At 36.0% G+C, this 25,258-nt stretch carries 22 protein-coding genes; 12 read left to right on the top strand and 10 right to left on the bottom strand.

Features of this window, described 5'->3' with window-relative positions; translation table 11 throughout:
- Positions 1 to 630 precede the first annotated feature (630 nt).
- A complete protein-coding gene (locus CN288_RS23760) occupies positions 631 to 3,675 on the top strand; it encodes an efflux RND transporter permease subunit (protein WP_098303251.1) in 3,045 nt (1,014 codons plus the stop codon).
- Between the two features lie 69 nt (positions 3,676 to 3,744).
- Here the strand turns inward: CN288_RS23760 and CN288_RS23765 are convergent, their stop codons facing one another.
- From CN288_RS23765 to CN288_RS23780, 4 genes are all read right to left on the bottom strand, one after another.
- Positions 3,745 to 4,269: an AAA family ATPase gene (locus CN288_RS23765; protein WP_098303252.1), complete on the bottom strand. Its 525-nt coding sequence runs from the start codon at positions 4,267 to 4,269 to the stop codon at positions 3,745 to 3,747.
- Between the two features lie 171 nt (positions 4,270 to 4,440).
- The gene (pstA, locus tag CN288_RS23770; RefSeq protein WP_026592978.1) at positions 4,441 to 5,358 is read right to left on the bottom strand and encodes a phosphate ABC transporter permease PstA; all 918 of its coding nucleotides are present in this window, start codon (positions 5,356 to 5,358) and stop codon (positions 4,441 to 4,443) included.
- A 2-nt stretch (positions 5,359 to 5,360) separates the two neighbouring features.
- Positions 5,361 to 6,251 carry a phosphate ABC transporter permease subunit PstC gene (pstC, locus tag CN288_RS23775; protein WP_026592977.1) on the bottom strand — a complete coding sequence of 297 codons (891 nt, stop codon included), beginning with the start codon at positions 6,249 to 6,251 and terminating at the stop codon, positions 5,361 to 5,363.
- Between the two features lie 70 nt (positions 6,252 to 6,321).
- Complete coding sequence (locus tag CN288_RS23780; RefSeq protein ID WP_090694296.1) at positions 6,322 to 7,224, bottom strand: phosphate ABC transporter substrate-binding protein PstS family protein; 903 nt, start codon at positions 7,222 to 7,224, stop codon at positions 6,322 to 6,324.
- Positions 7,225 to 7,726: 502 nt separating this feature from the next.
- On the opposite strand from CN288_RS23780, the gene CN288_RS23785 reads away from it, so the two are divergent.
- The 3 genes from CN288_RS23785 to CN288_RS23795 are packed head-to-tail and all read left to right on the top strand — an operon-like array spanning position 7,727 to position 10,081.
- Entirely contained in the window at positions 7,727 to 7,984 is a 258-nt protein-coding gene (locus CN288_RS23785) for a FeoA family protein (protein WP_090694293.1), read from the top strand.
- Positions 7,981 to 8,703, top strand: coding sequence for a FeoB small GTPase domain-containing protein (locus CN288_RS23790; RefSeq protein WP_098303253.1), 723 nt, complete (start codon positions 7,981 to 7,983; stop codon positions 8,701 to 8,703). The genes CN288_RS23785 and CN288_RS23790 overlap by 4 nt, the downstream gene beginning before the upstream one ends.
- Positions 8,681 to 10,081: a nucleoside recognition domain-containing protein gene (locus CN288_RS23795; RefSeq protein WP_090694286.1), complete on the top strand. Its 1,401-nt coding sequence runs from the start codon at positions 8,681 to 8,683 to the stop codon at positions 10,079 to 10,081. Before CN288_RS23790 ends, CN288_RS23795 begins: the two co-directional genes overlap by 23 nt.
- A 114-nt stretch (positions 10,082 to 10,195) precedes the next feature.
- Here the strand turns inward: CN288_RS23795 and CN288_RS29870 are convergent, their stop codons facing one another.
- The 6 genes from CN288_RS29870 to CN288_RS23825 form a co-directional block, all read right to left on the bottom strand.
- Complete coding sequence (locus CN288_RS29870) at positions 10,196 to 10,324, bottom strand: hypothetical protein (RefSeq protein WP_255260049.1); 129 nt, start codon at positions 10,322 to 10,324, stop codon at positions 10,196 to 10,198.
- A 79-nt stretch (positions 10,325 to 10,403) separates the two neighbouring features.
- The gene (locus CN288_RS23805; RefSeq protein ID WP_026592972.1) at positions 10,404 to 11,579 is read right to left on the bottom strand and encodes a Ger(x)C family spore germination protein; all 1,176 of its coding nucleotides are present in this window, start codon (positions 11,577 to 11,579) and stop codon (positions 10,404 to 10,406) included.
- A complete protein-coding gene (locus CN288_RS23810; RefSeq protein WP_098303254.1) occupies positions 11,563 to 12,678 on the bottom strand; it encodes a GerAB/ArcD/ProY family transporter in 1,116 nt (371 codons plus the stop codon). Before CN288_RS23810 ends, CN288_RS23805 begins: the two co-directional genes overlap by 17 nt.
- Before the next feature lies 1 nt (position 12,679).
- Entirely contained in the window at positions 12,680 to 14,149 is a 1,470-nt protein-coding gene (locus tag CN288_RS23815) for a spore germination protein (protein WP_026592970.1), read from the bottom strand.
- Positions 14,150 to 14,457: 308 nt separating this feature from the next.
- Positions 14,458 to 15,633 carry a M20 family metallopeptidase gene (locus tag CN288_RS23820; RefSeq protein ID WP_098303255.1) on the bottom strand — a complete coding sequence of 392 codons (1,176 nt, stop codon included), beginning with the start codon at positions 15,631 to 15,633 and terminating at the stop codon, positions 14,458 to 14,460.
- Between the two features lie 125 nt (positions 15,634 to 15,758).
- Positions 15,759 to 16,472, bottom strand: a complete 714-nt coding sequence (locus CN288_RS23825) for a C39 family peptidase (RefSeq protein ID WP_090694268.1) — start codon at positions 16,470 to 16,472, stop codon at positions 15,759 to 15,761.
- A 423-nt stretch (positions 16,473 to 16,895) separates the two neighbouring features.
- Between CN288_RS23825 and CN288_RS23830 the strand changes: the two genes are divergently transcribed.
- From CN288_RS23830 to CN288_RS23865, 8 genes are all read left to right on the top strand, one after another.
- Positions 16,896 to 18,314, top strand: a complete 1,419-nt coding sequence (locus tag CN288_RS23830) for an amino acid permease (protein ID WP_026592967.1) — start codon at positions 16,896 to 16,898, stop codon at positions 18,312 to 18,314.
- A 283-nt stretch (positions 18,315 to 18,597) separates the two neighbouring features.
- Positions 18,598 to 19,473 (top strand): cytochrome aa3 quinol oxidase subunit II, encoded by an 876-nt coding sequence (qoxA, locus tag CN288_RS23835; protein WP_026592966.1) that lies wholly within the window; start codon positions 18,598 to 18,600, stop codon positions 19,471 to 19,473.
- 33 nt (positions 19,474 to 19,506) lie between these two features.
- On the top strand, positions 19,507 to 21,441 hold the full coding sequence (gene qoxB / locus CN288_RS23840) for a cytochrome aa3 quinol oxidase subunit I (RefSeq protein WP_026592965.1): 1,935 nt from the start codon (positions 19,507 to 19,509) through the stop codon (positions 21,439 to 21,441).
- A 13-nt stretch (positions 21,442 to 21,454) separates the two neighbouring features.
- Complete coding sequence (qoxC, locus tag CN288_RS23845) at positions 21,455 to 22,057, top strand: cytochrome aa3 quinol oxidase subunit III (protein WP_026592964.1); 603 nt, start codon at positions 21,455 to 21,457, stop codon at positions 22,055 to 22,057.
- Between the two features lie 2 nt (positions 22,058 to 22,059).
- Positions 22,060 to 22,371, top strand: coding sequence for a cytochrome aa3 quinol oxidase subunit IV (qoxD, locus tag CN288_RS23850; protein ID WP_026592963.1), 312 nt, complete (start codon positions 22,060 to 22,062; stop codon positions 22,369 to 22,371).
- A 217-nt stretch (positions 22,372 to 22,588) separates the two neighbouring features.
- Positions 22,589 to 24,418, top strand: a complete 1,830-nt coding sequence (locus tag CN288_RS23855; RefSeq protein ID WP_098303256.1) for a monovalent cation:proton antiporter family protein — start codon at positions 22,589 to 22,591, stop codon at positions 24,416 to 24,418.
- 133 nt (positions 24,419 to 24,551) lie between these two features.
- The gene (locus CN288_RS23860) at positions 24,552 to 24,785 is read left to right on the top strand and encodes a DUF4022 family protein (RefSeq protein WP_170833695.1); all 234 of its coding nucleotides are present in this window, start codon (positions 24,552 to 24,554) and stop codon (positions 24,783 to 24,785) included.
- Between the two features lie 16 nt (positions 24,786 to 24,801).
- Positions 24,802 to 25,239: a GNAT family N-acetyltransferase gene (locus CN288_RS23865; RefSeq protein ID WP_026592960.1), complete on the top strand. Its 438-nt coding sequence runs from the start codon at positions 24,802 to 24,804 to the stop codon at positions 25,237 to 25,239.
- Positions 25,240 to 25,258: the final 19 nt, after the last annotated feature.

The raw sequence follows: 25,258 nt of genomic DNA on the forward strand, positions 1-25,258 counted from the left end.
TCAGTTTTCAAAGAACTTGTCCATCGCCGATTGGCGACTTCCTTATGTTAGCATCTTCGTTTTTCGATGTCAACTAAGTTTTTTAATTTCTTTTTTCGCTTTCTGCGTGTCCCGCATCAGCGACGCTTATTAATATACCACCCTAACTTTTAAATCACAAGTGTTTTTTAAAAAAAATATAAAAAAGTTTATTACCTAACAAAAGTCCCCTTATTTCATATTTACTGGATCAGCATCCTATTTATCAAACAACCTTATTTCATTTACAGATAAATATTTCTGCATACCGAATGTTTATAAATTGAAACTTTAGTCCGTACAGAATACATTTCTTCACTAATCTTCATTTTACAAGCTATTAATCTCCCCGCTGACCTATCTTCCCTACTCTTACTGAACTTTGGGATAAAAATATGATTGAACTGCAAATAGTGATTAACTCGTTATCTCTCATTTATCTTTCCATCCATCACCCTCTAACTCTTATTACAAGATAACCATCACATCACAATTTTCTTATTTAAGAATAAATTTAGAATTTTTTTACATTTAATTAATGAAAAAAATCCAGATTTTGTTATATAGTAACAAAGTAGGCTAAAAAACAACTTAAACGGAGGAATTACTTTTATGGAGAGGTTAACAAAATTCTCATTAAAAAACCGAGCCGCTATCATCATCATGGTTTTACTCATTTCTGTACTCGGTGTTTATTCTGGTTCGAAATTACCAATGGAATTTCTACCTAGTGTCGACAACCCCGCAATAACTGTCACTACAATGTCGCAAGGATTAGATGCTGAAACATTGACAAAAGAAGTAACTGAACCGCTCGAGAAAAAGTTTCGAAATTTGGACCACGTCGATACAATCACTTCTTCTACTTATGAAGGTTTATCTCGTATCGATATCACGTATACATCTAAAGCTAATATGAAAGATGCCACGCTCGAGGTCGAGAAAATTACCAACAATGTAAATTTCCCAAAGGAGATTACAAAACCCGTCGTCAGCCAACTTAATACCTCTATGATTCCACTTGCACAAATTACCGTTCAAAAACAGAATGGTTTTACAAAAGCAGACGAAAAACAGATTGAAGAAGAGATCATCCCGCAACTTGAAAATATCGACGGCGTCGCTAACGTCATGTATTACGGTAAATCAACATCCGAGTTATCTATCATATTAGATCCAAATGAAATGAAAAATAAAAACGTAACACCACAGCAGGTATTAGCCGCTTTACAAGGAAAAGAAGCTTCCACTCCAGTTGGTCAAGTTACTGTCAATAACGAAGACCACAGCCTCCGCGTCATTGGAAATGTCAAAAATGTAGATGAAATAAAAAACATGTCACTTACACCTCAAATCAAATTACAAGATATAGCTCAAGTAGAAATAAAACAACATTTTGATACCGTTACACATGTAAATGGCGATGAAGGAACTGGATTAGTTATAATGAAAGAACCTAGCAAAAATGCAGTTGCAATCGGAAAAGAAATCGATAAAAAAATAAAAACTATAAACAAAGAATATAACGATACTTATAAAATTAAATTAATATCCTCTACTCACGAACAAGTTGAAAATGCAGTTGTGAGTATGGGGAAAGAAGTCATTTTAGGAGCCATTGCTGCGACATTTATTATTTTAATCTTTTTACGCAGCGTTCGAACAACCCTTATCGCTGTCGTTAGTATTCCGTTATCTATTTTACTAACACTATTTTTACTTGATCAATCTCATGTTACATTAAACATTTTAACTCTCGGGGGCTTAGCGGTAGCGGTTGGTCGACTTGTTGACGATAGTATTGTTGTCATTGAAAATATCTTTCGGCGCTTACAAAAGGAACATTTTTCAAAAGACATCATTTTAGACGCCACAAAAGAGGTAGCCGTCGCAATTACCTCCTCTACTTTAACAACAGTCGCTGTCTTCTTACCTATCGGTCTTGTGTCAGGTACAATCGGTAAGCTAATGTTACCTATGGTATTAGCCGTTGTATACTCTATACTTTCTTCACTAGTGGTGGCCTTAACCGTTGTTCCACTTATGGCATTTTTATTGCTGAAGAAAACAAGGCAGCGTACACCGAAGCCTTCAAGAAAGTATACAGCTACGTTAAAATGGGCACTTTCGCATAAGTTTATTATTTTATTCTCTTCTTTCCTATTATTTGCGGGATCAATTGCTGCCTATGTATTACTACCAAAAGCAAATATAAAATCAGAAGATGACACGATGCTTTCAATTCAGATGACATTCCCAGCAAGTTACGAATTTGAATCTAGAAAGCAAACAGCCTTTGATTTTGAAAAAAAATTACTTTCTAACAGCAATGTAAAAGATGTTATTTTACGAATGGGTTCCAGTGCTGAAGATGCACAGTTTGGATTTTCAACTAAAAATAACCTTGCATCTATTGCTGTAGTCTTCAAAAAAGGAACAGATATCGATCAATATATCAAAGAACTAAAAAAAGGGCAGGCAGACTTTAAACCAGCCGAATTCGATTATACAAAGGCAAGCTATTCTGGTTCTGGCGGTGGAAACAGCTTGCAATTTAACGTGACAGCAAACAATGAAACAAATTTAAAAAAAGCTGCTGATGTCGTTGAAACAAAACTTAAAAGTATAGACAGCCTTTCTAAAATAAAAACAAATCTAGAAGAGTCAAAGAAAGAATGGCAAATCGATATTGATCAAAAGAAAGCTGAACAAGTTGGATTAACACCAGAAACAGCCGGACAACAAGTTGCATTCCTTATGAAAAAATCACCAATTGGGCAACTGACAATTAATGAAGAGAAAACGACCATTATGCTCGAACATAAACAAAAAAAGATAAGTAACAAGGAAGATATTCTTAACACAAATATTATGTCACCTATAGCAGGACCAATTCCTTTAAAAGATATTGCAACCATTTCAGAAAAACGATTGCAAACTGAGATTTTCCATAAAGACGGGAAAGAAACCATTCAAATAACTGCCGAAGCAACAAATGAAGATTTAAGCAAAGTGAATACTGAAGTGAACAAAGCTATTTCAGAATTAGACCTACCAAACGGTGCGAAAGTTAAAATTGCTGGTGCAACCGAAGCAATGCAAGAGGACTTTACAAATTTATTCAAAATCATGGGGATCGCAATCGGCATTGTTTATTTAATTATGGTCATTACTTTTGGGCAAGCACGCGCTCCATTTGCGATTTTATTCTCTTTACCACTAGCTGCTGTTGGCGGTATTTTAGGATTAATCATTTCAAGAACACCAGTCGATTTAAACGCACTAATCGGTGCATTAATGTTAATTGGGATTGTAGTTACAAATGCCATCGTACTAATAGAACGCGTTCAACAAAATAAAGAACAAGGTATGACAACGCGGGAAGCTTTACTAGAAGCAGGCTCTACAAGGCTACGACCAATTATTATGACAGCCATTACAACAATAGTAGCGATGTTACCATTATTATTCAGCCAATCACAAGCCGGCAGTATGGTATCAAAAAGTTTAGCGGTTGTTGTAATCGGTGGTTTAGCAGTTTCAACTGTACTCACACTAGTCGTCGTCCCTGTTATGTATGAACTGTTAGATAAATTCGGTAAAAAACGAAGCTCACGCAGAAAAGTAGAACCTTCTATAGAGACACCAAAAGCTTAATAAGAAAAAACGTTATCTTCCGTTTTGAAGATAACGTTTTTTCTTTCTACTATAAATATAATTTCATGATCAATCATTCATATAAGTCATCACTTTATTTATATAATCTTCTAACGGTTGTCTAGAATCTACAATAATATATGTAAAATCAGATGGCCGTTTACTACCATCTAACCCTTTTCCAAACACTTCTTCAGATTCCACTTTCCTAATTTGACTTATCATTCGTTTTCGCTTCTTTAATCTATTATTAATTTCTTCTATATCATTAAGGTAGCACTCAACATATTTATACTTCACATTATACTTCTTAGACAACTTTATTCCCTTTTCTAACATTTCTGTATAGAGACACGGGCTATCCAGTATTACACTATGCCCCTGGGATAAATGAAAATCTATTAATGCCCATTCGATCTCGTACGAAATTCCACCAGCGGCCGTTGTTTCAATCTGACGAGTTTCCAACGACTCTAGTAAGGCCGTTTTTACAATGTCATGATCAATCACAATTGCCCCTGTATTTTTCGCTATACATTTAGAAAGTGTCGATTTTCCCGAACCCGGAAAACCTGACATTTGAAGAAAAAACATAAAAAGCACACCTTCCTTATATTATTTTCTATCCCACAGTTCATTCATATATTTACATATACATCATTTTATCATAGGAATTATCCTCTATCCTCTCCACAAAACAGAACGAAACAAAAACTCCCTGCCTATTTAAGCAGAGAGTCCTTTATTAATATAGGGTACAAGCATTTAAGCTGCTTTTGCTTTTGTTACTTTACGAGATTTCTTCGCTCCCGTAAAACGTTTATGAAGTACAGATGCAGTAAAACGAGCAATAATATTAAACAGTAATACCATAATAATTAAGACTGCTGCTGATTTTGTCGCAATTAACTTCGCATCTGGAATAATCCCTTCAGAGTTTAATTTCCAAATATGAACTGCTAATGTTTCAGCTGGGCGAAATGGATTCAACGGATGTGCAGGACTTGAAAAATCAGCTGCTGAATTTAGAATTGGCGATGTTAATCCCGCTGTATAAATTAATGCTGCGGCTTCACCAAATATACGTCCTGCAGCTAAAATAATTCCTGTAATAATTTGTGGTAATGATGTCGGAATAATAATTCGTACAATCGTTTGCCACTTTGTTGCACCAAGCCCAAGACTCGCTTCTTTTACATTAGATGGAACTTCCGTAATCGCATTTTCACAAACACGCGTTAGGCCTGGTAAATTTAAAATCGTTAAAGCAAGTGCTCCTCCCATTACCGTATAACCCCAACCAGTCATTGTAACAAATACTAATAAACCAAATAACCCAACAACAATGGATGGTAGTGATGCCATCGTTTCAATACATAAACGAACAAATCCTAAAAAACGCCCTTGTTTCGCATATTCCGCAAGATAAATCCCCGCTCCTAATCCAAGCGGAATTGAAATAATTAGGGTAATAACAAGCATATAGAAAGAATTGAATAATTGCGGACCAATTCCACCACCTGCTCTTGTATTGCTTGGTTCTCCGAACAAGAAACTTGGATCCCAAAATCCCCAGCCCTTTTGTAAAATTTCGTATACTAAGAAAACAAGTAAAGCTACTACAAACGCTGCAACCGCATATAAAATACCCGTCCAAATATTATTTACTTTTCTTGCATTCATCGTTATCGCTCACCTCTTTGGCCAATTGCTCGAATTACTAAAATAAATAGGAATGAAATAACAAGTAATATCATTGCCAATGTCCATAAAGCATTATTCCAGGCAGTTCCATTTAACGTATTCGTCATATCCATTGTCAAAATACCTGTCAATGTTGCCGTTGGGCTATATATCCCTTCAGGTAATTTAACTGTATTCCCAATTACCATTTGAACCGCTAACGCTTCACCGAAAGCACGAGCTAATCCTAGAACAACCCCTGTTAAAATACCTTTTTTTGCAGCTGGAACAATCACACGGCTAATCGCTTGCCATTTCGTCGAACCTAAACCATAAGAGGCCTCTAGGTAATCAAACGGAACTGAACGTATTGCATCAGAAGCAATACTAGCAATAGTAGGCAAAATCATAATACTAAGTACGATAATACCCGCAATCAAACTAAAACCAACACCGCCGAATGAATCGCGTAAAAGCGGAACTAAAATCGTAACCCCTAACAAACCGTATACTACTGAAGGAATTCCAACTAATAATTCCAAAACAGGCTTTAATACTTTATTACCAAACTTCGGTGAAATTAAATTCATAAATATCGCAAGTGCAAGTGCGATTGGCGCACTAATAACGACTGCCCCTAACGAAACAAGCGTTGAACCAACAATAAAGATAACAGCACCAAATGATCCCTTATCAGCATTCGGATTCCAATTTGTTGATGTTAGCACCTCAGAAAATGAAATACCACTTTGCGTAAAGGATTGAATTCCTTTTCCGCAAATAAATGCAATAATTGCCAATGTAACAAGAACAATAAATATACCGCAAAATGTAACAAGCGTTCTTCCGATATATTCACTTTTTACATAATTAATTTGTTTTTTCCCCTTCATCACAGGACACAACCCCACTTCATAGATTGAAATGAACAAGGCTGGCCTTGCAGCCAGCCCCGTTGAACGTTTACTTATTCAGTTTAGACATTGGAATATAACCCATATCTTCAACTTGTTTTTCGAAGTCTTTACCTTTTACATAATCGATATAAGCTTTTGTAGCTTCTTTTGCTTCCCCTTTTGTTACCATGTACTCATAAGACCAAAATGGATATTTACCAGAAGAAATGTTTTCAACTTTTGGCTCTGCACCATCAATTTTCACAGTTTGTAATGCACCTTTTTTATCGCCTACCATATAAGACATTGCAAGATAACTAATAGAACCTGGAGTAGAGTTAATTGCTTGTTCTACCGCACCGTTAGAATCTTGTGTTGTACCTGTTCCATCGTTAATCTTCGCGTCTTTCATAACTGTTTTTTCAAATGTAGCACGTGTACCAGAAGATGCCGGACGGTTAATCACGTTAATTTTCTCATCTTTACCGCCTAACTCTTTCCAGTTTGTAACTTTCCCGCTGAAAATATCTTGTACTTGTTTCACAGTTAAGTTGTCGACCTTCACATCTTTATTTACAACAAGTGCAAATGCAATACCTGCCACTTTGTTATCTACTAATTCTTTCGCTTTTTCCGCATCTTTTATTTTATCTGCAGCCGGAACATCAGAGTTACCGATTTGAACCGCACCGGAAGCTACTTGGTTAATCCCTGTTCCACTACCGCCACCTTGAACTTGAATAGAAACGCTTGGATTCTTTTCCATGAATTTTTTACCAGCTTCTTCAGCAAGCGGTTGAAGAGCCGTAGAACCAGCTGCCGCAATTGTACCCGACAATTCTTGTTTTGAATCATTATTACCTTTAGCAGTTCCATTACTATCTGTGCTCTCTGATTTCCCACACCCAACTAAAGCACCCGCAACTACTAATGCCGCTAAAGAAAATTTAATACCTTTTTTCATAACCATGTCTTGTACCCCCATTTGGATTATCGCTTTTTCACATTCACTTACTTCTTTCGAACACAAATTCATTGTAGGACAATAATATTATGTTAGTGTTAAGCAATTTTTAATTTTAAGTAAAGAGAGACAATCCAACTCAAAACCTATATATTTCACCTCTTTTTATTTAAAAAACCAAAAGAACCCACACAAATTAGCTCTGATTGTAAATTTAATCTTAACAATGTAAATTTATCGTAAATAAAATTCTTTTTTTCACTACCGATGTTAAAAATACATTTACAAATCCATTCCTTTTTTTAACTTTATTGATGTTACTCCACGTAATTTCAGGAATATTTTTCTGTACAACAAAATAAATTGGAACAATTCTAAAAATAATTGAATATTTTTAAAGTACCAATTGACAACATCATTTCATGTAGTCTACTATATTACTAACAAAAAGTTTCCCTCGGCAAACTTTTTAAACTAACACTAAAAATATAGAGAAGAGGTAACTTTTATGGTATCGGCTAATATCAAACCCCTTTCAAATTTCCAAACAGGGCAGTTTGTACAAATCGAGAAGATACAATTAGAAGGAACTATGAAACGTCGTTTATTAGATTTAGGCTTTATTCCTGGAGCTACTATTAAAGTATTGCAAAAAAGCCCACTTGGAGATCCAATTGCATATCAAGTAAGCAATACAACCATTGCACTGCGTAATGAAGAAAGTTCCCTTATTTTCGTGAAATCAATAGGAGATGATTTAGAATGAAAAACCATCGCATTGCGCTAGCAGGAAACCCAAATACCGGAAAAAGCACATTGTTTAATACATTAACAGGATTAAAGCAACATACTGGAAACTGGACTGGAAAAACCGTATTAAAGGCAGAAGGTGAATATGAACATAACGAGGGGTTGTATACCCTCATTGATTTACCAGGAACATACTCTCTTTATTCAAATTCTGCAGATGAGGAAGTAGCACGCGATTATATCATTTTTGAAAAACCTGACGTAACTATCGTTGTTGTGGATGCAACTGCAATGGAAAGAAATTTAAACTTAGCACTGCAAGTTATGGAAATGACAAAAGACGTTGTAGTTTGCATTAACTTAATAGATGAGGCTGAAAAAAAGGGAATTATTATCGATGAAAAAAAATTAGCAAAGTCACTCGGAGTTCCTGTAGTTAAAATTTCCGCTCGAAACAGAATTGGAATTGGTCATTTACTAAATGTAATAGCGAAAGTGGCAAATAAAAAATTAATCCCTACGCCAATTCAAATTACTTATAATGAACAAATTGAAAATATGATTCAGAAATTAGAACCAGAAATCTACAAAGTATTCGGAGATACTTATCCCGCACGCTGGGTGGCACTCCGTATATTAGATGGAGATAAAAATTTTCTAGCAACACTCCAAAAACATCATAAGGAGCCGCTTGTAAGGGAGGTCGTAATAAATGGAATCTCACTCAGCCAGTAAAGCTCTTCCATTAGATTATATTGTTCAGCATGCACAAACCCTTACAAAAGAGGATATACGAGATGATATTGTTGGTGATATTTATCGAACTTCCGCAAGTATATGTAAAGAAGCTGTTCAATACACGAACACCGATAAGTTATACCGTTCAGAGAAGCTAGATAAAATTTTCACTTCTCCTATATTTGGCTTCCCAATCATGCTCGGAATTTTATCTATTATTTTTTATCTTACAATTGCAGGAGCTAATGTGCCGTCTGATATGATTGCTGAATTTTTTGGATGGGCAGAAGGTCATTTAACCACTTGGTTTCAAGCAATGAACGCTCCAGAATGGCTACAAGGTATTTTAATTCTTGGCTTATTCCGTGGTACTGGAGCTGTAATTAGCGTTATGTTACCACCTATGGCTATTTTCTTCCCTATGTTTGCCTTATTAGAAAACTATGGATACTTACCACGTGTCGCTTTTAACATGGATCGTTTATTTAAACGTTCTGGCGCTCACGGAAAACAATCCTTAACAATGGCAATGGGATTTGGTTGTAACGCTGCTGCCATTATGTCAACACGTATTATCGAGTCACCACGTGAGCGTATGTTAGCAATCTTAACAAACAATTTTGTTCCATGTAACGGACGTTGGCCTACATTAATATTAATGGCATCATTATTTATGGCTGCTGGATATACCGGCAGCATGCAAACACTTGTTACAGCTGGTGTTGTAGTCGGAATGGTTGTAATAGGGGTTATTGTAACATTAACAGTATCTTGGGTATTATCAAAAACTGCTTTAAAAGGTGTCCCAACCCACTATACGTTAGAATTACCACCATACCGTAAGCCGAAAATTTGGAATACAATTGTACGTTCCACACTTGATAAATCATTATATGTGTTAAAACGTGCAGTGATTGTAGCTGCACCTGCGGCTGTATTAACTTGGATATTAGCAAATATTTATGTAGGCGACACAAGCCTACTTATGTATTTTGTAAATTTCTTAGATCCATTCGCTAAATTACTCGGCCTTGACGGATTCATTCTAGCTGCATTTATCCTTGGATTACCAGCTAACGAAATTGTCATTCCAATTTTATTAATGTCTTATTTATCAACTGGTGCTTTAACCGAACTAGATGATTTAAATCAAATTAAAAACTTGTTCTTAGAACACGGCTGGACTTGGCTCACTGCGTTAAATACAATGCTGTTCTCTCTTCTTCATTTCCCATGCGGAACAACATTAGTTAACATTTATAAAGAAACAAAAAGTCCAAAATGGACATTTTTATCATTTGCAATCCCTACTGTTATCGCCATTGCAGTTACATTTCTCACAACGCAATTGGTACATTGGTTAGGACTTGTATAAAGTGAAACTTCCATCAGTAGGAGGATTCTTCCTCCACTGATGGTTGCTTTTCACCAATTAGATTCTTAGATTCCGCTAAAATTGATAGTAATAATACATAAAAGGAAACCTAGACTACAGGTCTCCTTTTTCATCTTCACTTGGACTTTCCCACGGCTGTGCGCCGTATTTTTTAATTTTTTTATTCAAAAAGTGAATCGTATATGGAGTAATTCCCATTAAAATCGTATTTATAATTGTCAAAGTTGAGGGCATCTTCATATCATCGCTCCTCTTTCCATTTAAAGATGCTATATATCAGCAAAAGCTTCTTCATTTCACATTACTGACCACCTTTTGGCATCAAAGAACCTGAATGTTCTACCACCGGGTGAACACGAACAACTATGTTGCTCTTAGTAAAATAGTTCTCTCCCTCATCCCAATTTTTTTCTATCTTCTTCCACTCTTTATAATTATGCCGCTTATAATAATCTCCTAATCCAAGAACATCTGTTTCAAAAGACTTCTGCACTGTTTTTATTGTTCCCATCACTATACTCTCCATCTCTTTGGAGACAGATGTCTTCATTTGCTTGTCACTCCACGCCTTTCCATCTCCTCCTAACTGTACCTCTGCTAATACACCTTCAGGATAAATATCAACTGTAAACTTGGGACGACGTGGTTCTGCGAAAGAAGCATGTATTTTTCGTCTTATTTTGTGAATTTCATACGTGAACGTTTTTTTCTCTTTCCGAATAGTTACAAAACCACTCGCTTTCTTTCCAATTATATAGTTTAATCCTTGCGTATTTTTTCCAGTTAAAAGGCCGATCAATTTATTATCCTTCCCTTGAAACATAGCAGCGCCTTCCATTTTCACACCTTGTTTTGTTAATTGTAAAATCGGAAGCACAAAACTTCTCTTAGCAACCATCGTTTCTTGTACATCACCAGTGCGAACCGCTTCTAACATATATGCATTCGCGTCTGCGTGATCTGCTAGCAAATCAATATATTTCGCTGGTAAATTTTCCGGTTTAGCACTTTGTTGTAAAATACGATCCGCTCGTTCTTTAGAAACAAAAATCCGAATATTCCTCCTCATTTCATGATCACGAAAAAAGACATCTAACGTTTGTTCTAAAACCATTGGATGTTTTAATAAGTCTTTTGAGAAAACGATAACTTGAATATGTGGAAAAAATAAAGAGCGACTAATTTTTTTAGATATCTCTCGGATTTGTGCAAATACACTATCAGAAGTTGCACTTATATTAATATAATTAGCTCCTCCTTGACTTTTCCCCCCACCCTGTTGAGCTAACGAACTCGGCAAGACAAGTTGATACGTCCCTTTCATACGAAGTGGTTTCTTTGATTTACTTTCTTCTTTTGCAACATCAAAAGCTACTCCTACAACAAAACCTCTCTCTTCAATCTCTTTTCGCTCTGAACAACCACTCATATATATAAACAAGGCAATACAGCAAATACACTTATGAAGATGATTCACTATTTTTGCCCCCCTTTATTTTATAGATAATGAAAACGAGCAGCGGAACAATGATAACGCATGCCATATCAACCCAAGCTAAGTAGGTACCATACCGAGTTACCTTCGTAACATTTTCAGGAAGCATGTTCAACAGATAAATTATAGGTGCACTTACAAAAATAAATATTTTCTTTTTAATAGAAGGAAACATCGAACGAAAACCTATTATCGATATATCATAATACATAGCAGTCGTATTGAAAATTGTAATAATCCAAGTCGTAAAGAAAATCGCATCGAAACGTTCTAAAAATCCTCCAGCAATCTCAATCTCCTTTCCTAATTCAATAACAGGGTACGTTAAATTCTTCGTCGTAGAATTAGAAAAGACAATAATACAAGTAAGATAGATGAGAATATATAATAAATTGGTAATCATTACTCCCTTTGCGGCAGCCAAAGGCGCTTTGTCTTTTTGTTTCACAATTGAAGAATAAAATAAAACTGCTTCAAATCCAATGAATGTAAATATAGATTCCTTCATCCCATCAGCATATTGGCTCCATTTTGTTTGAAAAAGCGGCAACAAATTATGAGTATCCATTAAATTTATATTTAATAACGACAAAGCTAAAATGGCACTCACTACAATTGGCAAAAATAACATGTTAAGACGGAGTAATGCCGCTCTAGAACCACTTACTCCATAAATAACAACCAGTAAGTAGAAAAATGATAAAAGTTCAATAGGCGTTTTACCAAATAAATATGTTTGTGCAATAATTGAAATGGCTCGCGCTTGATACGCCGTAATTCCAGCAAATGTTAGCACTAAAATACCGGTGACACCATAAGCTATTGGCTTCGATAAGTAGACACTTGTATATTGAAAAAACGTTTGGTTTGGAAATAAATTTGCTATTTTTGTAATTATCCAAGCAAAAACCGCACAAATCAAACCACCGAGAAATAATATGATCCATCCATCTGTGAAAAGAGTCTGCTCTGCAATCACACGGGGCATCGAAAGTGCTCCCGTACCTATGATGATCGAAGATACTGTAAATGTTAGCTCCCGAGATCCAATTTCTTCATCGCCGTATTCAAACGGTTTCAATTTATTTTCTCTCCTTTGAACGTAATGTTTTATCTTTCGTCTGTAAATAATCTGGTCTCGTTTTTAACATTGCCCTTGGTAACAATGCAACTTCTTCTTTCCAATCCTTATAAAAAGCAGGAGCTAACGGCGTAAAATACGGAATTCCAACACTTTTTAAATTCATAATATGGATTGCTAATGTAATTAACGCCAAAATAATTCCATATAGCCCAAATAGGGTAGCAGCTAAAATAAACGCAAATAACAAGAAACGAAATGTAATTGTTATACTATAAACAGGCAAAGAAAAGGTAGCAATCGCCGTAACGGCAATGACAATAACCATAAAAGGATTGACAATCCCCGCGCTTACCGCCGCTTCACCAATAACAAGTCCTCCTACAATCCCGACAGTTTGTCCGATTTGCTTAGGTAAACGAAGCCCTGCTTCTCTAATTAATTCCATTGTTAATGTCATAATGATAGTTTCAATATAGGCGGGAAACGGTACTCCTTCCCTTGCCCCAGCAATTGAATATGCAAGATTAGATGGAATAAGTCCTTGATGATAGGAAACAAGCGCAACATATACCGCTGGAAGTAAGATTGCCATAAGTCCAGCTAACATACGAAGTCCTCTTAATAAGGTCCCAATAATCCATCTCTCGTAATGATCTTCTGGCGATTGAAAAATATCTACAATAACCATAGGCGCGATGACAGCAAAAGGCGACCCGTCTACTAAAATAACCGCCTTTCCTTTTGCCAAAGAAGCTATCGCTCTGTCTGGTCTTTCCGTATTTAAAAATTGTGGGAAAGGAGATAGAGTATTTTCCTCCAATAGGTGCTCAACTTTCCCAGAATCTAATATCACATCCGTCTCAATCGACTGTAAGCGCCGATTCAATTCATTTACGATATAAGGATTGATTATATCTTCAATATAAATTAATGTAACTTCTTTTTGAGAGCGTTTTCCCATAATGTAGGATTGAAATCGAAGTTTCGGGTCACGCAACTCACGCCGAATTAGCATCTTATTTGTTGCAATATCCTCAGTGAAACCTATTTTAGGACCCCGAATGATATTTTCTGTAATCGGTGGCTCTAAACTTCGTCTTTCCCACGCTCGGCTATTAATCACTAATGCATGAGAAATTCCATCAATTAAAACAACCGTATCTCCTACTAGAACAGAATTAATAACATCTGAAAATGTCTCAACTATATTTACTTCACCTATAGAAATAAATCTATCTAATAAGGTTTGCATGATTGGGACTTTGTTCGGAATCTCTTCTTGTTGTAGTGGACGAATAATAAATCGATAAATCAAGTCTTTATCAGTAAGCCCACATAGAAATACAACAGCACACCGAGTAGATGAGCAAGAAAGCGCAAACTCCCGCACTGTTAAATCATTAGGAGACTGCAATGTTTCTCGAATAGAGTTTGTAATTGCAGATAAGCTTCCCTCTAAATTCGTCATCTACTTCACCTAACTTCCCTCTCAAGATGTTACCGTTATATTTCTCCATCTCGGGAAAATGTATGCAATGAAAAAAGCTATCTCCCTTTAGAAAGATAGCTTTTTCATTGCATACTATTCTTACTTCTCTAACGCAGTAGAATTGTATCGCACTTCAACATTTCTAGTTATCATACTAACTCCAAACATGACAATGATGTTTCTGATTAACGCCACAATACCGAAAAATAAAGACAAACTTTGTAAATACTGGTCCAATAACTAAGCAAAAAAATAGGAATACGTGCTAGTACGTGTATTTTTTTATCTCATTCCCCTTTTCTCATACAGTTCAAAACAGACTTCACAAAAACTTCTACCCCAATTGGTAAGGCATCTTCATCAATTGTAAAACGCGGATGATGATGTGGATACACAATGCCTTTTTCTTTATTTCCAGCGCCAATAAAGAAAAACGTACCCGGCGCCTTTTGTAAAAAGGCTGAAAAATCTTCCCCTGCCATCGTAGGTTGCAACCTACTTACTCGTTCTCTTCCATAAAGCTCTAGTGCTGTATTTTCCACAAGTTGTGTAACCCATTCATCATTCACAACCGGACGATAACCATATTCATAAGAATAATGATATGTAGCACCGTACGCTTCTGTAATATGCTTCACAATATTTTCAATCTGCTGGGCGGTTTGTTCTCTTAATTCATGCTTTAAACTTCTTACCGTACCTTCGATTTTCGCCTGCTCAGGAATTACATTATGCGTTGTACCCGCATGAAACTGCGTTACAGATAAAACGAGAGAATCTAACGGATTCGTAAGACGCGATACGATTTGCTGAAGCTGCGTAACGACCTGCGTACCAATGGCAATGCTATCAACTGTTTCATGAGGAATACCTGCATGCCCACCTTTTCCTTCTATTGTAATTTTAAACACATCAGGCGCTGCCATCGCTGGACCATAAATAACCCCAACTTTCCCAACTTCTAAAGAAGCCCAAAGGTGTGCTCCAATAATATAATCAACATCTTCCATTACGCCTGCAGCAACCATCTCCCCAGCCCCACCTGGAAAATTCTCTTCGGCATGTTGAAATAGGAAACGAATTTCACCTTGGATTTTTTCCCTTTGTTCTACGAGCGTATATACAGTGCCCAGAAGCATTGCAATATGACCGTCGTGCCCGCAGGCATGCATCACTCCTAGATTTTTAGAAACAAATTCAAACTGATTTTCTTCTCGTATGGGAAGTGCATCCATATCTGCACGAATTGCAATTGTTTTCCCTGGCCTCTTACCAGTTAATCTTGCCATAATGCTATACTTTGTCGGCCTTGAAATTTCTAGGTGAGGAATTGTTTGAAGTATGTCGTATATGAACTGCGATGTTTTTTCCTCTTGAAAAGATAACTCTGGATATCTGTGAAAATGCCTTCTCCATTCTATTAATTGTTCTTTAAAAAGAACACTTTCTTTTACTTCATCCATCTATCCTCTTCCTTTCTTCACTAAGTTAGCTGTTAGTATAACCCCAATCTAACATAAAAGAAATAATATTCAGAACATTTAATTCACATAAAAGAAAAAGCTACCATATTAGATAGCTTTTTCTTTTATAAAATAGTAATTGCTTGCTTGCCCATTTGTTCCCATGCTCTTTCAAATTCAGAACGTGATACTTTTTTATTCGGATTATTAGCTAATGGATCATTCATATATACATAATTTTGATCATATCCAACTACCACAACACTATGCTCATAATATGTAATTTTTACATCGCCTTTATTTGTATTCCATGTTTCAAAACTATCCTCAGCTAGCGGTTGAAACGTTGTATTTGCAATGACCCATACTGGTGAACCCGAACTAATGACTTTATATATATCTTCAATCTCTCTTCCAGTTAAATTAATCGTTTTTTCAGGTACATATTTTTCTGCAAGTTTAAAAATTGGCTGATGATAAACACCGTAACCTGGTTCAGATTTCGTATAAATATTCCCTACAAATCCTTCATGAGGATTTCCGCGAAGATTATTTTCTTTAAATGGAACTTTATTGACTTCACTTGCAAGTTGCATCTTATCTACTTGTACACCTTTATACTGCAATAACATTGCTAGACTCGTAACCTCACAACCTCGCTGCAGTTCTGGAAGTTGTTTTATAAATGGAACATTTTCAATCATAGCTGTTTCTTTCATATCAAACAAAAAACTCACGCGTAACTCGTGTACTTTTTGAAGAATTTTATTTTTCCCTACAAAAATAGCAACAACAAGTACAATCGCTACAATACACATATATTTAAATTTCTTTAACATATTCAAAACTCCATTACATCATTATTTTCAGCAAACGCTACTCTTTTTATTGTACCTTTCTTCTACCCAGTTTGCTAGAAAGATTATATGAATTAGTATTCGATTAATATGTTTTAAAATTCTTATTTTTTGTAATAAAAAGAAAAATAAATATACATTTTCAGAATATTTCGCTATAATTAAAAATACTTAGAAGAAAGAATCCTCTTTCATTCACAAGACGTAAGATTACATGAAGCTAATCATAGTTATTTGTATCACCACTCTTACACCCAGAAAGTATACATAATCGATTTCTATAGTGATATAAAGAAAACTACTATTAGTATGTTTTTCATCCCCCACTGATGATTAGTGAAACGAAGCACGCTCGATACTCATTGAGTAAAACAAATAAGGAAAGAAATACGGGGTGAAGAGAATATGAATCAAACAACTACAGAACAAACTAGCTTACAACGTACAATGAAAAGTCGACACCTTTTTATGATTGCACTTGGAGGTGTCATTGGCACAGGACTCTTTATGGGATCAGGACAAATTGTCCATAACGCTGGACCTGGCGGAGCGATCCTTGCATTTTTAGTTGGTGGTTTCGTGATGTATTTAACCATGCTCTGTCTCGGTGAACTATCTGTTGCCATGCCAGAAGCAGGCTCATTTCAAAGTTATGCAAGCAAATTTATTTCACCTGGTTTTGGATTTGTCGTTGGCTGGATGTATTGGCTGAACTGGGCTGTTACAGTTGGCGTAGAACTGACAACTGTTAGTATTTTAATGAAGCGCTGGTTTCCAGATGTTTCTTCATGGATTTGGTGTGTTACATTTGCAGCAATCCTTTTCATTGTAAACGCTTTATCAACGAAAGCATTTGCAGAGGCAGAATTTTGGTTTTCCAGTGTAAAAGTCACAACAATCGTTGTCTTCATTATACTTGGAGGCGCTGTTATGTTTGGGTTCTTAGATTTCAATGGGAAACCCGCACCAATGCTTCATAACTTCACTGAAAATGGTGGGTTATTTCCAAATGGTGCCTTAGCTGTTCTTCTTACAATGATTACTGTAAATTATTCCTTCCAGGGAACGGAACTAATTGGAATTGCTTCAGGTGAAAGCGAAAACCCTGAAAAAACAATTCCAAAAGCAATTAAAAATACAATTTGGCGTACTTTATTCTTTTTCGTATTAGCAATTGCAGTTGTTGTAGGCCTACTCCCATGGCAGGAGGCTAATCTTGTAGAAAGCCCATTTGTGCTTGTCTTTGATACAGTTGGGATTCCATATGCAGCTGACATTATGAACTTTGTTATCATTACCGCTGTACTATCAGTAGCGAATTCAGGGCTATATGCTAATTCTCGTATGCTTTGGGCTATGTCAAAACAAGGTATGGCAAGTCCTGCATTTGCGAAATTAACAAAGAAGGGAGTACCACTGAACGCTTTAATTTTCAGCCTTATCTTTGCAAGTCTCTCACTTTTAACAAGTGTATTTGCTGCAGACACTGTCTTTTTAGTTCTAACATCGATTGCCGCAATGGCAGCAGTTGTTGTCTGGATGTCAATTGCAGCTTCACAATTTTTCTTCCGAAGAGAATTTATAAAGAATGGCGGAAATATAAACGATTTAAAATACCGTACACCTCTTTATCCAATTGTTCCAATTTTAGCTTTCTCTTTAAATTTTATTACATTCGTTAGTTTGGCTTTCATTCCAGATCAAAGAATCGCCCTTTATTGCGGGATTCCATTTATGATTATTTGCTATATCTTATATCAAATTAAATATAAAAAAATCGTCACATTTGAACAACAACAAAAGATTACACAAGAAATAAACTAAATATATAAAATATTCAACTATCTTATTTTATGATAAGATAGTTTTTTTCTATTTATTGGATATGTTGGTATAACTTTATTTATCTTAAAATTTTTACAATCATGTTTTCATCAAAAAAATAGTTTACAATGTTATCAGGTTGCAAATGATATTCACCGTAAAAAGCGTGCATTTGTGTCTATTTTTTAACAATATGACAAAAACTATTGCCTTCTATAAATTAATAGGTTTATATTGTTTTATTGGCATAGTTTCAATCCAAGGAGAAAGGAGATTTTCAATCGTGCAACTAAAGAAATCGTTTTGGAAGTTGGCTTCACTTCTTCCTTTATCACTACTCTTGTTCCTCGGTGGCTGTGAGAAAAAACTTGCAGTATTAAATCCACAGGGGCCTGTTGCAAAAGCACAGTATGATCTGATCGTTTGGTCATTCGTACTTATGTTGTTGATTATTGCAATTGTATTCATCTTGTTTACAGTCATTTTGATTCGTTATCGTGAAAAACCAGAAAACATGGACTATGAGCCACCTGATCAACACGGTAACACATTATTAGAAATTATTTGGACACTCTTCCCAGTTATTATCGTTATCGCATTATCAATTCCAACGGTAAAAGCAACTTATGCATCAGAAGAAGTGCCAAAAGAGTCTAAACATATTAAACCAGTTGAAATTTATGTTACATCTGCCAACTGGAAATGGTTATTCAGTTATCCAGAGGAAAATATTGAAACCGTTAACTATTTAAACGTACCAGCTGGTACACCAATCCAGTTTAAATTAACATCTGTTGGTCCAATGAACGCCTTCTGGGTTCCAGAACTTGGTGGTATGAAATACACAATGGACGGCATGATCATGGATTTATTCCTACAAGCTGATAAGCCAGGATCTTACCTTGGTCGTAGCTCGAACTTCTCCGGTGAAGGATTTACTCACATGGAATTTGAGCTTGAAGCAAAGAAAAAAGAAGATTATGACAAGTGGGTAAAAGAAGTAAAAGAAACTGCTAAACCACTGACAGAAGAAAAATATAACGAAATCATTAAACCTGGTGTAGTAGGGCGTATGACATTCTCTAGTCACCACTTAAAGTATGTAGATCCAAAATCACTTGAATACTGTGATTACAACTACTACAAAAACAAAAAGTAATAGATACTATTCCAACAGATTGGAGTGAACACAGTGAAGCTTGATGAATTTTTTGTCACAGGTGATCCGATAATTTACGGAGCTGACGCATCTATCGTTCTTGTGACATTAGCAATCATTTTCGTACTGACAAAGTATAAAAAATGGAAATGGCTTTGGGATGAATGGTTAACAACTGTTGACCATAAAAAAATCGGTATAATGTATATTATATCGGCAGTTTTAATGTTATTCCGTGGTGGTATGGACGGTTTAATGATCCGTGCACAATTAACATTCCCGGATACAACATATTTAAACGCTGAACACTATAACGGAATCTTTACAACGCATGGTACAGTTATGATTCTTTTCATGGCGATGCCATTCGTTATGGGATTAATGAACGTTGTTGTACCATTACAAATTGGTGCTCGTGACGTTGCATATCCATTCTTAAACGCATTAAGTTTTTGGTTATTCTTTATTGGGGCAATGTTATTTAACATCGCTTTCGTTATCGGAGGTTCTCCAGACGCTGGGTGGACATCATACTTCCCAATGGCTGGTACCGAATTTACGCCTGGCGTAGGAAATAACTTCTACGCAATTGCACTGCAGATTTCAGGTCTTGGTACATTAATGACCGGTATTAACTTCCTGGTTACGATTTTAAAAATGCGTACACCTGGTATGACATTAATGAAAATGCCAATGTTTACTTGGTCAATCTTAATTACAACAATTATCATTATTTTCGCTTTCCCAGTATTAACAGTTGCTCTTGCATTAATGACATTTGACCGTCTATTTGATGCTCACTTCTTTACGATGGCGAGCGGCGGTATGCCAATGCTTTGGGCCAACCTATTCTGGGTATGGGGTCACCCTGAAGTATACATTGTTATCTTACCGGCATTCGGTATTTTCTCTGAAATCATTAGTACATTCTCACGTAAACGTCTATTCGGTTACAGTGCGATGGTGTACTCAATGATTGCAATTTCTTTACTGAGTTTCTTAGTATGGCTTCACCACTTCTTTACAATGGGATCTGGTCCAGCTGTTAACTCATTCTTCTCGATTTCGACAATGGCGATTTCGATTCCAACCGGGGTTAAGATCTTTAACTGGTTGTTTACACTGTATAAAGGACGTATTCGTTTTACAGTGCCAATGCTTTGGTCATTAGCATTTATTCCAAACTTCGTAATCGGTGGGGTTACAGGGGTTATGCTTGGAATGGCAGCAGCTGACTATCAATACCATAACAGCTACTTCCTAATCGCCCATTTCCACTACGTATTAATCGCAGGTACAGTATTCGCAATGCTTGCTGGATTTACGTTCTGGTATCCAAAAATGACTGGTCATATGTTAAACGAACGCCTAGGTAAATGGACATTCTGGATCTTTATGAGCGGATTTAACATCTGTTTCTTCCCAATGTACTTCTTAGGTTTAGATGGTATGACTCGTCGTATGTACACTTACTCAGAAAGCCTTGGATGGGGTTGGTTAAACCAAATCGCATCTGTAGGTGCAGTAATGATGGGTATTGGTTTCATATTACTATGTTACAACGTAATTTGGAGTGCTCGTCACGGTGAACGTGACACTACTGGAGATCCATGGGATGGCCGTACACTTGAGTGGGCAACTCAATCTCCTGTACAACATTATAACTTCGCTAAACTTCCTGAAATTAAAGAAGCTGATGCTTTCTGGTTCATGAAGAAACGTGGAGAAACAATTACACCAAAAGCAGATGAATTAAAACCAATTCACATGCCAAGCAATTCAGGTGTTCCTATTATTATGTCTAGCTTTATCGGTCTTGCTGGTTTTGCGTTAGTATTTAGCTGGTTCTGGTTAGCAATTATTGGTGGTATCGGTATGCTAGCTTGTATGATCTACCGTTCATTTGATTATGACGATGGTTACTACGTAAGCGTTGATGAAATTAAAAAAACAGAACATGTAGCATGAGAGGTGAAACGAAATGGCGGCTTTAGATAAAAGCTTACCTTTAGAATATCAATCTGAACAAAGCAGATTGAATATTCTAGGGTTCTGGATTTTCCTAGGGGCTGAAATTATGCTGTTCGCAACACTTTTCGCCTCTTATCTAGTCCTTGCTGGTCGTACGGCGGATGGCCCAACACCAGCAGACTTGTTTGAAGTTAAAACACTTTTAATTCAAACATTACTACTTTTAACAAGTAGTTTTACATGCGGTATCGTAATTCATGAAATGCGTAAAAACAACCAAAAAGCTATGTTAGGATGGTTCCTTTTCACATTGCTTTTAGGTGCAGGCTTCCTATTCTTTGAAATTGAAGAGTTCATCATGTATGTTGGAGAAGGCGCTACGATCCAAACAAGCGCATTCTTATCTGGATTCTTCGTTCTTCTTGGAACACACGGTGCCCACGTAACGGGTGGTATCATTTGGGCAACTTGTGTAATCATCCAAATTTTAAAACGCGGATTAACACCAGTTACAGCTCGTAAAGTATTTATTATCAGCTTATACTGGCATTTCCTTGACCTTGTTTGGATCTTTATTTACACACTAGTTTACTTGAACGGGATGGTGGCGTAATAATGGGACAAAACAATACACAAGCAAATGGACACACGCATAGCGGGTTTCCATGGTCACACGTTTTCGGGTTCATTTTATCGCTTGGACTAACGTTCCTTGCTTTATACGTTGCGCTTTACACAGACTTGCCACTTTCGACGATATTAACAACAATTATCGTAATGGCACTTGCGCAAGGTTTATTACAATTAATTATGTTCATGCACTTAAGAGAAGGAGAAGGTACAATTCAAATTGTTACAATGATATACAGTTTCTTCGTTGCAATTGCAACAGTTGGTCTTACTGTATGGATTTTCTTCTCTATGTAATGGACATGAAAAAGACTGCTGAGATAATCTCAGCAGTCTTTTTATTTATCCCCTCCTCCACCATATTACGGAAATTACAACATTATCATGTAAACTATACTTATTATGACAAATGTTAAGAAAACTCTTTCTTTATGGAATCGAGTTCATATGCATTGCTTTTCTTCAAATAATATAGCTAAAATATGTACTATATTATTTGAAGGGAGAGAACGCAATGGAACAACATTCTTCAGTCTTATCACTTATGATTGTCGTCGCAATCGCGTTTTTCGTTCCCCTTTTGTTGCAACGCTTTAAGTTAAAAGCAATTCCTGTCGTTGTTGCAGAAATTATTGCAGGAATTTTTGTAGGAAAAAGTGGGTTTAACGTTATTGAGCCAGATATGTGGCTTCAAGTCTTATCAACACTAGGATTTATTTTCTTAATGTTCTTAAGCGGTTTAGAAATTGACTTTTCGATCTTTAAACAAAAAGGAAAAAAGAATACGACAAATGAACCAAATACGTTCCAAGCCGCAAGCATTATCTTTTTATTCATTTTCATCTTATCCTATGCCCTATCACTTATATTTGTATGGCTTGGATTTGTCGATAATGCAATGTTCATGACATTAATTATCTCAACGATTTCTTTAGGTGTTGTTGTACCGACATTAAAAGAAAATAACTTAGGAAAAACAGCAATCGGCCAAATTATTTTATTAGTCGCTGTGATTGCTGACTTAGTTACAATGATTCTACTCGCTGTATTTGTCGGGTTAAATTCCGAAAGTGGTCAGAGCATGTGGCTTCTTCTCGTTCTATTTGGCGCAGGTATTGTCATTTACTTTGTGGCAAGACGCTTTAAAAATATTCCATACTTAGAAAGCCTAAAAGCTGGTAGTGTACAAATTGACACACGTGCTGTTTTTGCACTCATTTTAATATTAGTCGGATTATCTGAATCTGTTGGTGCAGAAAATATTTTAGGAGCCTTTTTAGCAGGCGTGCTCGTATCCTTACTATCACCAAATGAAGATATGGTCGAAAAACTTGATTCCATCGGATATGGTTTCTTCATTCCCATTTTCTTCGTTATGGTTGGGGTTAATTTAGAAGTATGGTCGATTTTTAAAGAGCCTTCTAGTATGCTAATGATTCCCATTTTAATTGTTGGACTCTTTATTTCAAAATTATTGCCATCGCTTGTACTAAGAAAATGGTATCCACGTAACATTGTACTCGGAAGTGCCATTTTATTAACATCTACACTTTCATTAGTTATCGCTGCGGCACAAATTGGTGAAAAGCTAAATATCATTAGTCCGAGTCTATCTGCTTCACTTATTTTAAGTGCAGTTATTACATGTATTTTTGCACCTGTGTTATTTAAAAAGATGTTTCCAAGGGTTGAAACACCAAAACCAAAAGTTTCTATCATTGGAGCAAGTCGAATCACTCTTCCATTATCACTTGATTTAAAACGTGAAGATTATGATGTAACATTATACATGATGCGTCAAAATAAAGTAAATGCAGAGGAAGCAACATCTCATGACTTCCCTATTGTAAAATTAGATACAATTACGATAGAACAATTAGGCGAACACAAAGCATTCAATGTAGATCGAGTTGTTGTCGCAACAAGTGATGATGAACAAAACTTATTATTAGCAGAACATGCGAAAGAATTAGGTGTTGAACACGTCATTGCAAGTGTAGAGGATCCTCTTCTACAAGAAAAAGCAACGCAAGAACATATTGCCGTATTCTCAACCATCAACTCTACAAGAATTTTATTACGTGCACTTATCGATAAACCAAGTCTCGTTCGTTTAATTACAACTGCAAACGAAACGGTTCGTGAGATCGAATTACGTAGTAATAAATATAATGGTTTAGCGCTTCGTCGCTTACCATTCCTAGGTGATGTACTCATCATTCAAATTTACCGAGGTAATAAAGCATTGGTACCTCATGGTGATACAACATTACAACATGGTGATACGCTTCTTGTAACAGGTTCAAAAGAACATATTGATACAATGAAAAGCATATTAGAATAGCAGAAAGTCCCCTTTTCATCACGAGGGGACTTTCTGCTTACATAACACTTATTCCTTTCACCATACACTTTCAAACTTTTTCTTAAGATTCTCGTTTTTTAATGGTAAAATATTACTATCAAATATTCTGGGGATGAATCACACTATGTCTATTTCAACTTTAGCTCTTTTGCTACTCGCAGAAGTACTCGTTGCCATTATTCTCATCGGTATTAGCATTGAAATTTGCAGTTATGGATGGAAAAAGACAAATGGAACGAAATACTTTTGTCTCTTTCTTTCTCTTCTCATTGGTACTTGTAGTATATTAGGTCTTTGTGTTGCACCGGCCTATTTCTTTTTACAACTCATAGAAAAAGCGTCATAAGAAAGGTGGATTCTGTATGGTTACAATTAGATGTATTGATGCCTCTGAAACATACGAACTACGTCAAAAAATTTTACGTCCAACTCAACAGTTGGAAGATTGTAAATACCCATCTGATTACGAAACAAATTCCTTTCATCTCGGTGCTTTCTTACATGCTGAACTCATTAGCATCGCATCTTTCTCAGCTGAATCAGAACCTTCCTTACAAGGTAATAATCACTATCGTTTGCGAGGCATGGCTACAATGCCTAGCTTTCGAAAACAACATGCTGGTAGCTCATTAATCCAGCAAGCTGAAGTAATGTTAAAAGAGCGTGAAGCAGAGCTATTGTGGTGTAATGCTCGTATTACCGTTACAGATTACTATAAACGTTTAGGATTTCTTGAGCATGGCGAAATATTTGATATTCATCCAATTGGACTTCATAAATTAATGTATAAAACATTATAAAATAAAGAGGTCATCCTCT

Source organism: Bacillus sp. AFS023182, from assembly GCF_002560575.1.
GTDB classification, from domain to species: domain Bacteria; phylum Bacillota; class Bacilli; order Bacillales; family Bacillaceae_G; genus Bacillus_A; species Bacillus_A arachidis.